13 protein-coding genes and 1 riboswitch are annotated in these 15,440 nt (G+C 72.1%); of the genes, 6 read left to right on the top strand and 7 right to left on the bottom strand.

The features are described 5' to 3' along the window. Positions 1 to 38 precede the first annotated feature (38 nt). Positions 39 to 1,544, top strand: a complete 1,506-nt coding sequence (locus LN251_RS17825) for a M23 family metallopeptidase (RefSeq protein ID WP_458246739.1) — start codon at positions 39 to 41, stop codon at positions 1,542 to 1,544. A 58-nt stretch (positions 1,545 to 1,602) separates the two neighbouring features. Here LN251_RS17825 and pcrA read toward each other — a convergent pair whose 3' ends face one another. Further along, complete coding sequence (gene pcrA, locus LN251_RS17820; RefSeq protein ID WP_458245267.1) at positions 1,603 to 4,086, bottom strand: DNA helicase PcrA; 2,484 nt, start codon at positions 4,084 to 4,086, stop codon at positions 1,603 to 1,605. A gap of 242 nt (positions 4,087 to 4,328) precedes the next feature. Then, positions 4,329 to 4,500: riboswitch (cyclic di-AMP (ydaO/yuaA leader) on the top strand. A gap of 8 nt (positions 4,501 to 4,508) precedes the next feature. Here pcrA and LN251_RS17815 point away from each other — a divergent pair. Then, complete coding sequence (locus LN251_RS17815; protein ID WP_458245266.1) at positions 4,509 to 5,675, top strand: NlpC/P60 family protein; 1,167 nt, start codon at positions 4,509 to 4,511, stop codon at positions 5,673 to 5,675. Positions 5,676 to 5,735: 60 nt separating this feature from the next. Here LN251_RS17815 and LN251_RS17810 read toward each other — a convergent pair whose 3' ends face one another. Further along, positions 5,736 to 6,089, bottom strand: coding sequence for a hypothetical protein (locus tag LN251_RS17810; protein WP_458245265.1), 354 nt, complete (start codon positions 6,087 to 6,089; stop codon positions 5,736 to 5,738). Between the two features lie 410 nt (positions 6,090 to 6,499). On the opposite strand from LN251_RS17810, the gene LN251_RS17805 reads away from it, so the two are divergent. After that, complete coding sequence (locus LN251_RS17805) at positions 6,500 to 7,573, top strand: NlpC/P60 family protein (protein ID WP_458245264.1); 1,074 nt, start codon at positions 6,500 to 6,502, stop codon at positions 7,571 to 7,573. Between the two features lie 3 nt (positions 7,574 to 7,576). Here LN251_RS17805 and LN251_RS17800 read toward each other — a convergent pair whose 3' ends face one another. Then, positions 7,577 to 8,296: a LuxR C-terminal-related transcriptional regulator gene (locus LN251_RS17800; RefSeq protein ID WP_058923691.1), complete on the bottom strand. Its 720-nt coding sequence runs from the start codon at positions 8,294 to 8,296 to the stop codon at positions 7,577 to 7,579. Then, positions 8,293 to 9,585: an ATP-binding protein gene (locus LN251_RS17795; protein WP_458245263.1), complete on the bottom strand. Its 1,293-nt coding sequence runs from the start codon at positions 9,583 to 9,585 to the stop codon at positions 8,293 to 8,295. The genes LN251_RS17800 and LN251_RS17795 overlap by 4 nt, the downstream gene beginning before the upstream one ends. Positions 9,586 to 9,763: 178 nt before the next feature. On the opposite strand from LN251_RS17795, the gene LN251_RS17790 reads away from it, so the two are divergent. Together LN251_RS17790 and LN251_RS17785 are read left to right on the top strand one after the other, a co-directional pair. Next, positions 9,764 to 11,179, top strand: coding sequence for a PspC domain-containing protein (locus tag LN251_RS17790; protein WP_458245262.1), 1,416 nt, complete (start codon positions 9,764 to 9,766; stop codon positions 11,177 to 11,179). Continuing rightward, a complete protein-coding gene (locus tag LN251_RS17785; RefSeq protein WP_458245261.1) occupies positions 11,166 to 11,417 on the top strand; it encodes a hypothetical protein in 252 nt (83 codons plus the stop codon). The genes LN251_RS17790 and LN251_RS17785 overlap by 14 nt, the downstream gene beginning before the upstream one ends. 21 nt (positions 11,418 to 11,438) lie before the next feature. Here LN251_RS17785 and LN251_RS17780 read toward each other — a convergent pair whose 3' ends face one another. Further along, positions 11,439 to 11,966: a DoxX family protein gene (locus tag LN251_RS17780; protein WP_458245260.1), complete on the bottom strand. Its 528-nt coding sequence runs from the start codon at positions 11,964 to 11,966 to the stop codon at positions 11,439 to 11,441. 150 nt (positions 11,967 to 12,116) lie between these two features. Next, positions 12,117 to 13,406, bottom strand: coding sequence for a hypothetical protein (locus LN251_RS17775; protein ID WP_458245259.1), 1,290 nt, complete (start codon positions 13,404 to 13,406; stop codon positions 12,117 to 12,119). 192 nt (positions 13,407 to 13,598) lie between these two features. Here LN251_RS17775 and LN251_RS17770 point away from each other — a divergent pair, with 192 nt between their 5' ends. Continuing rightward, on the top strand, positions 13,599 to 14,483 hold the full coding sequence (locus tag LN251_RS17770; protein ID WP_458245258.1) for a DUF4429 domain-containing protein: 885 nt from the start codon (positions 13,599 to 13,601) through the stop codon (positions 14,481 to 14,483). 6 nt (positions 14,484 to 14,489) lie between these two features. On the opposite strand, the gene LN251_RS17765 is transcribed toward LN251_RS17770, so the two are convergent. Beyond that, positions 14,490 to 15,299 (bottom strand): class II aldolase/adducin family protein, encoded by an 810-nt coding sequence (locus LN251_RS17765; RefSeq protein WP_058923698.1) that lies wholly within the window; start codon positions 15,297 to 15,299, stop codon positions 14,490 to 14,492. Positions 15,300 to 15,440: the final 141 nt, after the last annotated feature.

Here is a 15,440-nt window from a genome sequence, read left to right as displayed (position 1 = left end):
AAGAGAAGTTGGTGAACGACCGTCACCCGTCGGGGACCATGACCACCCCGGCTCCGGCTTCCGACGCCGCCTCCGCGCCCTACGCGTCGTACGGCACCCAGGAAGCCCAGTACGGCGACTTCACCACGTACAGCGGTTACGACGCGAGCGGTTTTCCCACCGGCGCGCACGCGACGACGACGTTCGCCGCGGACCCCCTCTTCGGCAACCTCCCCGGCGACACCACCGGCTCGTACGACACGGGTCACTGGCCCACCGGCGACCACCAGGCCCCGCACCACGACGCGTACCCGGCCCAGCACGCCCCCTATGGCACCGGCGCCTACGAGACGACCGCCTGGACCGGCGAGTACCAGCAACTCTCCGCCATCCCGCCGCAGAACACCGGGAACGACACCTCCGGCCACTGGGACGCGAGCGCCTGGCTCCAACCGGACCAGGCCGCCGCCGCCAACGACCAGACCCAGCACTGGGGGTGGGGCACCCAGGCCTTCGACACGGGCGCCTACGACGCCACGCAGTGGAACTCCGACGGCGAGGCACCCGCGGCAGGCGAACCGTTCGACCGGCAGGCCACGGCGGTCTTCGAGCAGGTCGAGCACGGCGGGTACGAGGACCACCCGCAGGACGGCTACGAAGAGCACCAGCAGGACGGCTACGAGGAACACCCGCACGACGGCTACGAGGAACAGCCGCACTCGGACGGCGAGTTGTTGACCGCCACGGGCGAGCTGCCCGCCGTGACGCCCCTCCTGGACGACCAGGAAGAGTCGACGCCCGCCCCGGCGTCGCGCGCCGCCGCCCGCAACGCCTCCCGCTCCCGCCGCCGTACGCCCCCCAAGCGCTCGGCGCTGCTGACCATCGCCGTCCCCTCGGCCTGCGTGATGGGGGTCGCGGGCATCGCGGCGGCCTCCGTCGGCACCTTCTCCTCCGACGACGGCTCGACGACCGCCTCGGCCGCGCAGGCGGTGAAACCGGCCGCCGCCAACAACAAACTGGACTCCCAGCTCGAGAGCCTGTCCGCGGGCGCCGACGACTTCGCGGACCGGGCGAGCCGGACGCAGGAGCGCATCGACCTCAAGGCCCAGCAGGAGGCCGAGAAGAAGAAGGCGGCGGCGGAGGCGGCCCGCAAGGAGCGGCTGCGCCCCAAGTACGCCCTGCCGGTCGCCCAGCGGGGGCTCAGCGCCTACTTCGGGCAGGCCGGCATCAACTGGATGTCCGTGCACACCGGCATCGACTTCCCCGTCTCCTACGGCACGACGGTGATGGCCGCGACCGACGGCACCGTCCGCACGCAGTGGAACAGCGCCTACGGCAACATGCTGATCCTGACCGCGAAGGACGGCACGGAGACGTGGTACTGCCACCTCTCCTCCTACCGCGTCCCCTCCGGTACGACGGTGAAGGCCGGGCAGCCGATCGCGTACTCCGGCAACTCGGGCAACTCCACCGGCCCGCACCTGCACTTCGAGGTGCACCCCGCGGGCGGTGCGGCCATAGACCCGCTGCCGTGGCTGCGCAGCCACGGCCTCGACCCGACGTAGGCGTCCCCGACCGCCGTACGAGCCCCCGCTCCCGAGGAGCAGCGGGGGCCGTTTCGTGTCAGAGCTTCTCGACCGGCGCGTACCGCAGCAGCAGCCGCTTGGGCTTGGTGTCGCCGAAGTCGATCGTCGCCTCCGCGTTCCCGCCGGTGCCCTTGACCGCGACGACGGTGCCGAGCCCGAACTGGTCGTGCGTGACGCGGTCGCCGACGGCCAGGGAGACCACCGGCTTCTCGGACGTCCGCCGCGTGGCGAAGCCGGACGCGCCCGACGCCGAGGAGCGCGAGCGGGAGGACGACAGGGAGGCGGCCACCCCGGACGCGGGCCCGGAGGAGACGGGGGACGTGGCGCCCGTGCGCTTCCAGTCGACGTGGTGGGCCGGGATCTCCTCCAGGAAGCGGGAGGGCGGGTTGTACGACGGCTGGCCCCAGGCGCTGCGCAGGGAGGAGCGGGTCAGGTACAGCCGTTCCCGCGCGCGCGTGATGCCGACGTAGGCGAGCCGCCGCTCCTCCTCCAGCTCCTTGGTCTGGCCGAGGGCGCGCATGTGCGGGAAGACGCCGTCCTCCATGCCGGTGAGGAAGACCACCGGGAACTCCAGGCCCTTGGCGGTGTGCAGGGTCATCAGCGTGATGACGCCGGAGCCGTCCTCGTCCTCGTCCGGGATCTGGTCGGAGTCGGCGACCAGGGCCACCCGCTCCAGGAAGTCGGCCAGTCCCGCGGTGGTCTCGCCCTCCGCGGTCTCCTGCTCGAACTCCAGTGCCACGGCCGCGAGTTCCTGGAGGTTCTCGATCCGGGTCTCGTCCTGCGGATCGGTCGAGGCCTGCAACTCGGCGAGATAGCCGGTCCGTTCGAGCACCGCCTCCAGGACGGTCGCGGGGCCCGCGCCGGAGTCGACGATCGTACGGAGGTCCTCCATCAGCGTGTTGAACTTCTTCACGGCGTTGGTGGACCGGGCGGCCATGCCGTACGCCTCGTCGACGCGGCGCAGGGCCTGCGGGAAGCTGATCTTCTCGCGCTGGGAGAGGGCGTCGATCATCGCCTCGGCGCGCTCGCCGATGCCCCGCTTGGGGACGTTGAGGATGCGGCGCAGCGGCACCGAGTCCTCGGGGTTGGCGAGGACCCGGAGGTAGGCCAGGACGTCCCGGACCTCCTTGCGCTCGTAGAAGCGGACGCCGCCGACGACCTTGTAGGGCAGGCCGACGCGGATGAAGACCTCTTCGAAGACACGGGACTGGGCGTTGGTGCGGTAGAAGACGGCGACGTCGCCGGCCTTCGCGTCGCCCGCGTCGGTGAGGCGGTCTATCTCGTCGGCGACGAACTGCGCCTCGTCGTGCTCGGTGTCGGCGACGTAGCCGGTGATGCGCGCGCCCGCGCCGGCGTTGGTCCACAGGTTCTTCGGGCGGCGGGACTCGTTGCGCTCGATGACCGCGTTGGCTGCGGACAGGATCGTCTGGGTGGAGCGGTAGTTCTGCTCCAGCAGGATCGTCGTCGCGTCCGGGTAGTCCTCCTCGAACTGGAGGATGTTGCGGATCGTCGCGCCGCGGAAGGCGTAGATCGACTGGTCGGCGTCACCGACGACGCACAGTTCGGCGGGCGGGAGGTCGTGTTCGTTCGGCGGGACGTCCTCGTCGTGCGCGCCGGTGCCCACGAGCTCGCGCACCAGCGCGTACTGGGCGTGGTTGGTGTCCTGGTACTCATCGACCAGGACGTGCCGGAAGCGGCGGCGGTAGTGCTCGGCGACGTCCGGGAAGGCGCGCAGCAGGTTGACCGTCGTCATGATCAGGTCGTCGAAGTCGAGGGCGTTGGCCTCGCGCAGCCGCGACTGGTACATGGCGTAGGCCTGGGCGAGGGTCTTCTCGAAGCCGTCGGTGGCCTGGGCGGCGAAGTCCTCCTCGTCGATCAGCTCGTTCTTCAGGTTGCTGATCTTGGCGCTGAAGGACTTGGGCGGATAGCGCTTGGGGTCGAGCTCCAGGTCCCGGCAGACCAGGGCCATCAGGCGCTTGGAGTCGGCGGCGTCGTAGATCGAGAACGAGGACGTGAAGCCGAGCTTCTTGCTCTCGCGGCGCAGGATGCGCACACACGCGCTGTGGAAGGTCATCACCCACATCGCGTTCGCGCGCGGCCCGACGAGCTGCTCGACGCGCTCCTTCATCTCGCCGGCGGCCTTGTTGGTGAAGGTGATCGCGAGGATCTGGCCGGGGTGCACGTTCCGCGAGCCGAGGAGGTGGGCGATGCGGTGGGTGAGCACACGGGTCTTGCCGGAGCCGGCGCCGGCCACGATGAGCAGGGGCGTGCCGGCGTGCACGACGGCCGCACGCTGGTTCTCGTTCAGCCCGTCGAGGAGCGCGGCCGGGTCGATCGCCGGGCGCGGGGCGCCGTCGCGGTAGTGGGAGTCCCGGTCCGGCGGCGCGTCGAAGTTCCCGCCGAACAGATCGTCCGGAACCGGCTCCGGCGTGTGATCGTCCTCGGGCGGCGGCGGGGGCTCCTCGTGGCCGCGGGGGGCCTGGAGGTCCGCCAGGAAGCTGTCGTCAAAGAGGCTGCTCATCGCTCTCCGAGTCTAGGGGGCCCCACTGACAGCCCGCCGCCGCCCTGAGAACATCGCCGGATCCGATCGCGCCGCGCACCCTGCGCACACTTTTGTCACCGTCCGTGAGCAGCGGCGGAAGGTTGACCGAAGGTCACGAAAATGTATCGGGCATATCGAACATCGTCCTTCACAGGGGCCACACGAGTTGGCTACCGTTCCGCGCAGGCCATACGACCCCCACCGGCGAACGTCGCCGGGCCGCGTGGCCTCCGCCGAGTCCGGGGCGCCGCCGCGCCGTCCGGAGCCGGGGACCCAACCGACCTTGGGGTGAATCGGCCCGACCCCCCTGCGGGGAGCGGACCGTAGGGCAACCCTTCCGAACCACCCGCCCGAACCCGACAGCTAACTCGGTAGGCGGAATATGGAAGGAGTCGCCTCCCTTGGCGTCGCACCGCAAGTCGCGCCCCGCGGGAACGCGCGTAGCAGGCATACGCACCCCCGCTCTCGCCACGGCCGCCCTCACCTCCGTGGCACTGCTGTCCCAGACGGCCACCGCAGCACCCTCCGCCGACGGCAAGCCCAGCCTCGAGGAGGTCGAGAAGAAGGTCGACGACCTCTACCGCCAGGCCGAGTCGGCCACCGAGAAGTACAACGCGGCCAAGGAGAAGACGACCAAGCAGCGCAAGCAGGTCGACACCCTCCTCGACGACGTCGCCCAGCGCGCCCAGAAGCTCAACCAGGAGCGCGAACAGCTCGGTTCCTTCGCCGCCGCCCAGTACCGCACCGGTGCCGCCGCACCCGACACGGCGACCTTCCTGCTCGCCGACTCCCCGCAGGACTACTTCGACCAGGCGCAGCTGATGGGCCGGCTGACCTCACGTCAGAAGAGCGCGGTCGACGACTACTTCGCCGAGCAGTCGGCGACGATGAAGAAGCGCGAGGAGGCCTCGCGGAGCCTGGAGTCGCTCACCCGGACGCAGAGCGACCTGCAGACCGCCAAGTCCACGGTGCAGCGCAAGCTCAGCTCCGCGCGCGAGCTGCTGTCGAAGCTGACGGCCGAGGAGAAGGCACGGCTCGCCGAGATCGAGAAGCAGAAGCAGGAGGAGGCCGCCCGCAAGGCCGCCGAGCTGGCCAAGCAGCAGGCGGCCGCGCAGGCCGAGGCGGCGGCCGCCACCCAGGACAGCGGCTCCACGTCCACCTCCGGCACCGGCACGGGTACCGGCACCAGCACCTCGGACTCCACGTACGCCACCAAGGCGGCGAAGGCGATCGCCTTCGCCCGCGCGCAGATCGGCAAGCCGTACGTCTGGGGCGCCACCGGCCCCGGCTCCTACGACTGCTCCGGCCTCACCCAGGCCGCCTGGAAGGCCGCCGGCGTCACGCTCCCGCGCACCACCTACGACCAGGTGAACACCGGCACCACCGTCTCCCTCACCGACGCCCAGCCCGGCGACCTGATCTTCTTCTACGACGACATCAGCCACGTCGGCATCTACATCGGCAACGGCATGATGATCCACGCCCCGAAGCCGGGCGCGTACGTCCGCGAGGAGTCGATCTACTACGGCGGCGAGTCCATCATCCACAGCGTGGTGCGGCCGGCCTGAGCCGGGCCGCTCCGACGCGGGGCCTGGGCGCGGGCGCACGGCAGCCGCCGTGCGCCCGCGTCAGGTCCACAGGACCGCGATGAAGATGTTCGTCGTGGTGAGCGCGCCCACCAGGCCGAACATGCTCTTGTCGACCGTCTCCTCGTCCCGCTTCACATAGACCAGGCCGAGGATCACGATCAGCAGGGCCAGCTTGATGCCGATCTTGATGTTGTTGACGTGATGGTCGTCGGCCTGGTTGAGGCCGACCAGGATCGCGCCGGTGACCAGCATGGTCAGCGCCCCGTGCAGCATGCCGGGGACGAAGCGGGCCGTGCCCTGCCCCATCGCCTTCATCTGGGTGAGGAAGCCGCCGAGGAGTGCGGCGATGCCGACGATGTGCAGGCCGACGAAGAGATGGATGAGTACGTCCATGAGGCCGGAGCTTAGACAGCGGTGTCCGGGGCCTTCGACACCGGCCCTCCCCCGCCGGTCGATCTCGCATATATGCGCCATAGCACCGCGGCGGCCGGAGCCACCCGAAAACCGTCACATCGGTCAGCGCACCGTGTGAACCCGACGGCGCAGGGCCAGGATCGCGGTCGGATGCGGTCACCCGTCGCCTCACTCACGGCACTTCCGCACAATGCGTTACCGGACCGACACAGCCGGGTTTAGCGTCCTTCCCCAGGTGACCGGCTCCCCACCGCCGCCCGGGCCAGGGGCGGCAGTCGGCCACCACCGCCGAGAAGGTCCGGCGGCGGCCCGCTTCCCCTGTGCGGCCCGCCGCCGGACGCGTAAGCCGCCCCGCAGGGGGTGGTCGTACGAAAGGACGTGCAGTCCAGGTGGCAGCGCATCGCAAGCCCGGTCGGAGATCAGCACTGGGCGGCAGCACCGCCCGTACGGCCTTCACCATCGCCCTGGCGGGCGCCGCGACCGCGACGGCCTTCGAGGGGACCGGACAGGCCGCACCCCAGCTGACTCCGGCGCAGGTCAAGGCGAAGGTGGACCGGCTCTACCTGGAGGCGGAGACCGCCACCCAGAAGTACGACGGCGCCAAGGAGAAGGCGCGGGCCGCCGAACACCGTCTGTCGACCCTGCGGGACGAGGCGGCGCGCAAGACGGAAAAGCTCAACTCGGCGCGGGACGCGCTGGGTTCGATCGCCGCGGCGCAGTACCGGGGCGGCGGCCTTGACCCGGCGCTGCAGCTCGTCCTCTCCAGCGATCCGAACCGGTACCTGGACGACGCCGAGTTCGTCGACCGGGTCGGCACCCGGCAGGCGGCGGCCGTCGCGGGCGTACGCCAACAGCTGCGGGACATCGAGCAGTTGCGCGGGACCGCCCGCGTCGAACTGACCTCGCTGAAGGCACGGCAGGCCGAACTGGCGCGGCAGAAGAAGACGATCACCGGGAAGCTCGACGCGGCACGTCGGCTGCTGTCCGGCCTGTCCTCCGAGGAGCGCGCCCGGCTCGGCCTGGACGGCGGCGGTACGAGCCGCGCCTCCCGGTCGGGAACGGACGGACGCGTCGGCCTCCAGGCGCCCGGCTCGGCCACGGCCCAGGCACCCGACTCCCGTGCCGCGGCGGCCGTCCAGTACGCCTACTCCAAGCTCGGCAGCCCGTACGTGTGGGGGGCCACCGGCCCCGACGCCTTCGACTGCTCGGGCCTCATCCAGTCCGCGTACCGCTCCGCGGGCGTCTCGCTGCCCCGCACGACGTACGCGCAGATCGACGCCGGCCGGCGCGTCTCGCGTTCCGAACTGCTCCCGGGCGACCTGGTGTTCTTCTACTCGGGCATCAGCCACGTCGGCATCTACATCGGCAACGGGCAGATGATCCACGCCCCGAACCCCTCGGCTCCGGTGCGGATCGCGCCGATCGACGAGATGCCTTTCGCGGGCGCGACACGGGTGGTGTGAGCCTCAGACCAGCCGCCGGGCCGTCGCCCACCGGGTCAGCTCGTGCCGGTTCGACAGCTGCAACTTCCTGAGCACCGCCGAGACATGGGACTCGACCGTCTTCACCGAGATGAACAGCTGCTTGGCGATCTCCTTGTAGGCGTACCCGCGGGCGATCAGCCGCAGCACCTCGCGCTCGCGCTGGGTGAGACGGTCCAGGTCCTCGTCGACCGGCGGGGCGTCGGTGGAGGCGAAGGCGTCCAGGACGAAGCCGGCCAGCCGCGGGGAGAACACGGCGTCCCCCTCCTGGACCCGGAAGACGGAGTTGACGAGGTCGGTGCCGGTGATCGTCTTGGTGACGTAGCCGCGGGCGCCGCCGCGGATCACGCCGATCACGTCCTCCGCCGCGTCCGACACGGACAGCGCGAGGAAGCGCACCGGCCGCTCGGCGTCGGCCATCAACGGGGCGCAGCGGCGCAGCACTTCGACGCCGCCGCCGCCCGGGAGGTGGACGTCGAGGAGGACGACCTCGGGGCGGGTCGCGGTGATGACCGTGACCGCCTGGTCGACGTCCGCGGCCTCGCCGACGACCTCCACGCCGGTCTCGTCGGTCCGGCCGATCTCGGCCTGGACGCCGGTACGGAACATGCGGTGGTCGTCGACGAGGACCACGCGCACGTGCCGCTCGCCGGCGCTCCCGCCGGTCGGTTCCACGGGCTCGTTCGCCTCGGTCGGATCGCTCATGACGTCTTCTCCGCCCTCTCCATCTCCAGCTCGACCTCCGTGCCGCCGTCGGGCACCGCGCGCAGCCGCGCCGTGCCGCCGTTGCGCTCCATGCGGCCGATGATCGATTCTCTGACGCCCATGCGGTCGGCGGGTATCGAGTCGAGGTCGAAGCCGGGACCGCGGTCCCGCACCGACACGAACACCGTCTTGCCCTCCACTTCGGCGTAGACCTGCACCGCGCCTCCCTCGCCACCGTACTTGGCGGCGTTGACCATCGCCTCGCGCGCGGCCTGCATCTGCGCCGCGATCCTCTCGTCGAGCGGGCAGTCGCCGACGACGACGACCTCGATGGGCACGCCGTGCTTGTCCTCGACCTCGGCGGCGTTGCGCCGGACCGCGTCGGCGAGATCGGCGGGCTCGTCGGCCTCGTCCTTGCCGGTGCCCTCCGGTTTGTACAGCCAGGTGCGCAGGTCGCGTTCCTGGGCGCGGGCCAGACGGCGCACTTCGCCGGCGTTCTCCGCGTTGCGCTGGATCAGGGTCAGGGTGTGCAGCACGGAGTCGTGGACATGGGCGGCGACCTCGGCGCGCTCCTGGGCGCGGATGCGCATCAGGCGTTCCTCGGACAGGTCCTGCGTCATGCGCACGAGGTAGGGCCCGGCCAGGAGCGTGATCCCGACCAGCACCGCCAGGGCGGCCTGCAGGACGGAGCCGAGGTGGGCGGCGGAGCCCTGGAGGACGAAGATGCCGGAGACACCGGCGGTGACGAGAAGGACGCCGCCCGCGGCGCGCAGCAGGGTGAGCGTGCGGCGGCGGCGGCCGACCTCGACCCAGCGGGCCCGCCGGGCGTTGTCCGCCTGGCGCCACACCAGGGCGACGCCCGCGCCGACGAGGACGGCGGGCCACAGATACGCCTTGACGCCCCCGCTCAGCTTGACGTTGCCCACGAAGACCAGGGCCAGCACGACCATGAGGAGCAGCGCGACGATCTGGCCCCGGTCCGGTTTGCGGGCCACGAGCCGCCGGCGGCCGTCGGGCGAGGTCTCGGTGCTGACGAGCGCCGGGGGCTTCTGCCCGCCGACTCCGCCGACGCCGAGCGGTACGAAGAACCAGAACGCGGCGTACAGCAGCGCGCCGAGGCCGTCCGCCATGAACAGGCCCACGAAGACCAGCCGGACCCAGATGACGGGCAGTCCGAGATGCCCGGCGAGCCCCCGCGCCACACCACCCAGCCAGCGTCCGTCGCTGCTGCGGTAGAGCTTGCGCGGCGGCCGCGGTTCGACGAGGGGCGCTGCAGCGGCTTCCGGCATGCCACCGATCCTCACACGACGGCGCGACGGGGACATCAGGGTCGGCCCCCGAGACTCCCCTGATCTTCGGCGGCGCGGCCCTTCGAGCGCTTTCCGCAGCCGGCTCAGGGGCGATATCAGGGTCGGTCCAGGGTCGTCCCGACTCCCGCCGGGGCGGCCCGCCCGTCACCATGGAGCCATGACAGATCACGAGCGCGCCGCGACGGGTCCGGGACCCGGCTCCGGCCCGCGCCCCTCCCCGGGCGCCGGGCCGCAGGATGCCGCGCCCGCCGCGCACGCCCCGACCGCCACCGGCCCGGAACCCGGCGCGGACCCCGGCGCCGTGGCGGACGCGGGGGCCCCGTTCCGGCGCGACCGGCGGTACAAGATGCTCGCCGGAGTGTGCTCCGGGCTCGGGCGGCAGTGCGACATGGACCCGGTGATCTTCCGGATCACCCTCGTCGTGCTCTCCGCGACCGGCGGCATCGGCCTGATCTTCTACGGCTTCGTCTGGCTCCTCGTCCCGTTCGAGGACGACGAGGAGAACGAGGTCCGCAAGCTGCTCACCGGCCGCGTCGACGGGCAGGCGCTGACCGCGGTGCTGTTCGCGCTGGTCGGCTGCGGGGTGTTCCTGACGATGCTGAGGAACGGCGGGGTGCTGGCCTTCGCCGTCGTCCTCTCCCTGTTGCTGGCGGGTGCCGGCTACTGGTCGCGCGGGCGCGGCGCCCCCGACCCGGACCCGCTGGCCGCGCAGGCCGTCGCCGACGCCCCGCCGGAGGCCCAGGCGCCGCCCGTCCCCGCCTCCTACCCCTCCTGGTGGCGCGACCCCATCGTCAAGGACGGCACCCATGTCGGCGGCACCGGCTACCTGTGGGGTCCGACGGATTCACGCGACCGGGACATCGCCGACATCGGCCTCGGCCCCTCCTGGACCGACCGCGGGGACCTCCGCACGCAGCGCGTCCCCACGCCGAGGCCGCGCGGCCCCCGCTGGATCGGCGGCTGGATCTTCCTGCTCGCTCTCCTCGCGGGCGGCCTTGGCACCGCCGCCACCTGGCACGACCACGCGCTCGGCACCAGCCTGCAGACCGGACTCGCCTGGGCGCTCGTCGTCTTCGGCCTCGGCATAGCGGTCAGCGCCTTCCTGGGGCGCACGGGAGCGGGATCGGTCTTCCTGGCCGTCGTCACGGCGGCGCTGCTCGCCTCGTCGGCCGCCCTGCCCAAGGACATCGGCACGCACTGGACGCGCACCACCTGGCAGCCGGCCGCCGTGGCGGACGTGCGCGAGGGTTACGAGCTCGGCAGCGGTGTCGGCACTCTGGACCTGAGCCGGCTGCGGCCGGCGAAGGGGCAGACGGTGACCACGCGGGCCGAGGTCGGGGCGGGCCGGCTGCGGGTGATCGTGCCGGAGGACGTCACCGTGAGGCTGACGATCGACGTGGGCGTGGGCGACATCCAGTTGCCGGGAGACAGAAAGCAGGACGTGGACGTGCAGCCGGGCAAGCACAAGGACGTGACCCTGACACCGGCCGAGGGCGGCGGGAACGCCGGCACCCTCGACCTCGACCTCCAGGTCGGCCTCGGGCAGGCGGAGGTGAGCCGTGCTGCGTCATGAGTTCCAGCCCGGCAGGCTGGTCGCCGGCTGCTTCCTCGCCCTCGCGGGCGTCGTCTACGCCGGGGACGCGGGCGGGGCGTGGGAGACGCCGTGGTTCGCGGTGATCCCGCTCGTCGTGGGCGGGCTGTTCCTCGCCGGCGTGGTGGGGCTGATCGGTCGGGGCGTACGCCGGCGGCGGGCGGTCCCGGCCGGCGGGGAGAGGGCGCCGGTGGGCCCGGGGGCGGAGCCGCCGCAGTAGCGCGGATCGCGCCGCCGCGCCCTAGTAGCCCGCGGTCCGCCTCCGTCGCCGGGTGCGGAGGGCTGCGTCCAGGGAGAACATGGGGGCGCCCGCGAGGACGAGCGGGAGCCAGGCCATCAGGTAGGCGAGGTCGTTGCCGTAGTAGTACGGGTCGTTGGCCCAGCTCACGGTCATCCACAGGCTGAAGGAGATCAGCGCGCCGCCGAGCGCCGCTAGGCGGGCCAGCAGGCCGATCAGGGTGCCGATGCCGACGGCCAGCTCACCGAGGGCGATGGCGTAGCCGAAGCCGACGGGGTTCTTCAGGGCCAGGTCCACCATGGCCGGGATGGCAGAGGAGTCGCGGACTGAACGCATCGTCTCGCCGATGGAACCGGCACCGGAGGACTTCATGAAGGCGCTGTTCGTGAGCTTGTCGAGCCCGGCGTAGATGAAGGTGACGCCGAGGAAGACGCGCAGAGGGAGGAGTGCGTAGCGGGCGAGGTTGTCCCGCACGCCGCGTTCGTCGTCGAGGTGGGGGGTGTACGTGTCCGTGCGCATGCCGTGAGTCATCGCTGTCGCCTCTCGCCCGTCGGGCCGGGACCCCTTGACAGACGATACGTACGCAGGACCGAGGCCGCTCAAACTGTTCGAGGAGTTTTCCGTCCAGGCCCCGACGAGTCGGCCGAAGCGGTCACTTCGGTGTCGCTCGCCTCATTGCTTTCAGTCCGTCACATCGATCGCATACCGGTTCGTCTCCACCCCGGCCGCCGTGACCACCTGCACCTCGACCCGGCCGGGTTCGACATCGGCCGGGACCGGCACCGTGAGCACGGCGTCGGTGGGGTTGCTGAAGCCGCCGGTGACCGGGACGAGGGGGACGTGCACGTTCACCGCGCCGATGCGCACGACCATCCGGGACAGCCGGTCGGCGCCCTGCGCGCCCGGCGGGACGAAGCCCGCGCCGCGGATCTCGATGTCGTCGCCGGTGCGGATCGGGCCGTCGAGGTCGCCGGCCTCCCTGGCGCGCACCACGGAGAGGATCACCGGGCGGCCGCCCTCCGCGTACTTGCCGGCCACGTAGGTCGCGGCCGACACCAGCACCACGACGGCCAGGCCCCACGGCAGGCCGGGCAGCTGGTCGGGGCGGCGGGCCAGCCGGACCGCCGAGAACAGCAGGGCGACGGCGCTGATCGCGACGTACTGGATGTCGGCGAAGGTGCCGCGTCCGGCGTCGTCGGTCAGCAGGTCGGCCGCCCGCGGCCGGTCCGCCCGTACCTTCTGCAGCCGCTGACCGAGGACCCGCAGCCCGACCACGCGCCGGACCAGGACCGCGATGGCGCACACCACGGCGAGGACGGTCACCACGCCCGCGCCGCGGGCGAGCGCGAGGCCGGAGAGGAGGGCGTCGCGCTCGGCATGGCCCGAGGCGGCGGCGAGGCGGGCCGCCAGCACGAGCACGGCGTAGGCGACGAAGAGCACCCAGGCCGCCGCCACGGTGCGCGAGGTGGACAGGCGGTTGTCCTCGCCGATGACCGGGGCCAGGGCGCCGCCGCGGGCCCGGTGGAACCATGACGCGGCCGTGAGCGCGGCCGCCACGAGCAGGGCCGCCAGGAGTCCGGCGGTGCGTGCGGAGGTCCAGCCCGCGCCGATCGCCGTCAGCGCCTGCACCAGGAGCAGCGCCGTCACCAGCGCCCATACGGTGACGGTGGTGTACCGCCACAGGCGGGCCAGCCACGCCTCGCCGTCGGCGCGGCCCCGTTCGGCGACGAGTTCCGCGGACTGGGTGAGTTCCTCCGAGACCCATTGGCGGGAGGCCTGGGCGGAGTGGGCCACGGCGGCGGGCACGCCCTGTCCGGCGGCGAACCCGTCGCGCAGGAGCAGGAACTCGGCGACCGCCCGCCGGTGCCCCTCGCGCGCCCCGTGCGGGCAGTCCCCGCAGGCGCAGCCGCCCGCGTGCGCCCCACCGGGCGCGGCCGTCTGCGCGCCCCCTCTCGCCTCCTGCACCGCCACGCCCGACGCCCGCATTCCGCACGACCCATCGCCTGTCGACCGGCGCGCCTGCCCAGCAGTCGTCCGCCGCCCCGCAACTCCCCTGTGATGACAGCGAATTGTGCCCTACCGCGGTGGGTCCGTGTCCGCCAGGTCCGGTCAGCACGGGTGAAGCGGAGGCCGTCGTGTTGACCCGGCTGCGAGAATTTCCCTATGGCCGAGATCATCCAGCGGGACGGGACCTGGGCCTTCGACGGCACCACGGTGCGGATCACGCCGGGCCTGCACCGCTCCGTGCCGCTGTTCCGGCAGACGTACGGCGAGGTCTCCGTGCCCCTCGAGGCGATCGCGGGCGTGGTCTTCGAGCCGGAACGCAAGCGGGGGCGGCTGCGGATGCGGCTGCGTGAGGGCGCCGATCCGCTGCTGCAGGCGACGGGCGGACGGCTGCCGGACCCGGCCGACCCCTACCGGCTGGTGGTGGACGCCGACCGGGCCGGGGTCGCGGAGTACGTCGCCGAGGAGATCCGCCGGGCGCTGCTGCTGGACCAGATCCCCAAGGAGCCGACCGGGACGTATCTGCTGCCGGGTCCACCGGTCCCGGTCTCGGTCCGCTCCTCCGACGGGACGGTCTCGTTCGACGGCACCCAGGTGCGCATCGACTGGGCCGACACCTCGGACCGGGTCAAGCGGGCGACGGGGCCGCGGATCATCGCCGTCGGCGACCTGGTGCAGGTCGAGTGGCTGCCCAACTCCGGTTACGAGGACGGGTTCCTGCGGTTCGTGACGCGGGAGACGGTGTTCTCCAAACTGCCGCCGGAGAAGGACCCGTACGCCCTGGACCTGTGGGGCAGCTCGCGCCGCGACCTGCTGACCGCGCTCGTCGCCACCGCGGTCACCGCCCGCCTGCCGCACCCCTCCACCCGGGATGCCGTCGACCGGGCCGACCGGCCGCGGCTCGCCGGCGCCCTGCCGCCGTCCGCCGACCACCACGACGTACTCCTGCGCAGGCTGCGGGAGTTGGGCGAACTCCACCGGGAGGGGGTGCTCACGGACGAGGAGTTCGCGATGACGAAGGCGGCGGTGCTGCGGGGGTTCTAGCGGCCCTCAGCTCAGCAGGTCGGGTTCGCTGCGGCTGATGTCCTGCCACATGGGCTGGTAGTTGATCCACGCCACCAGGTCGCCGCCGAGCTGTTCGCGGGTGGCCGACGCCAGTTTGTGGTCGATGAGCAGGGGCCGGCCGGCCGCCTTGGCGGTGAGCTGGACCTGCGCGGAGCGTTCCATGGACACGAACCACCAGGCGGCCGCGTCCACCGAGTCGCCGACCGTCAGCAGTCCGTGGTTGCGCAGCACCAGCGCCTTGCGGGAGCCGAGCGCGGCGGCGACGCGGCGGCCCTCCTCGGCGTCGACGGCGACGCCGGTGTAGGCGTCGTAGAGGGCGTGGTCCTCGTAGAACGCGCAGCTCTCCTGGGTGATGGGGTCCAGGAGGTCGCCGAGCGCGGACAGGGCGCGGCCGCCCACCGAGTGGCAGTGGGCGACGGCGACGACGTCCGGGCGGGCGGCGTGGACCTGGGCGTGCACGGTGAAGGCGGCCTGGTTGACGTGGTAGCGGCCCTCGACGACCTGGCCGTCGGAGTTGGCGAGCACCAGGTCGCTCACGGTGACGTGCTTGAAGGACATGCCGAAGGGGTTGACCCAGAAGCAGTCCGAGAACTCGGGGTCGCGGGCCGTTATGTGCCCGGAGACACCGTCCTCGAAGCCGAGCCGCCCGAAGATCCGCAGCGCGCCGGCCAGGCGTTCCTTGCGGTGCCGGCGTTCGTCGTCGACCGAGTCATGCATGGGCGGCATCGCGAACCGCAGCCGGTCGGTCGGGAGCGGCGGGGGCGGGGTGGGTCCGGCCCCGGGGGTCCCGTGCATGTTCTTCCTCCAGCACTGGGTTGCGTTACGGGGCGGAAGTTACCGTCGGTCAGCTCAGGAGAACAGAGATGTTCTGTAAAGATGACGCGCGCAACCGTTCCGGGTGCTCGTGGGTCTGAGATGCGGAACCACAGATTCAGC

Source organism: Streptomyces sp. MAI_2237 (assembly GCF_054189285.1).
This window is presented reverse-complemented; position numbering and strand designations above follow the sequence as displayed.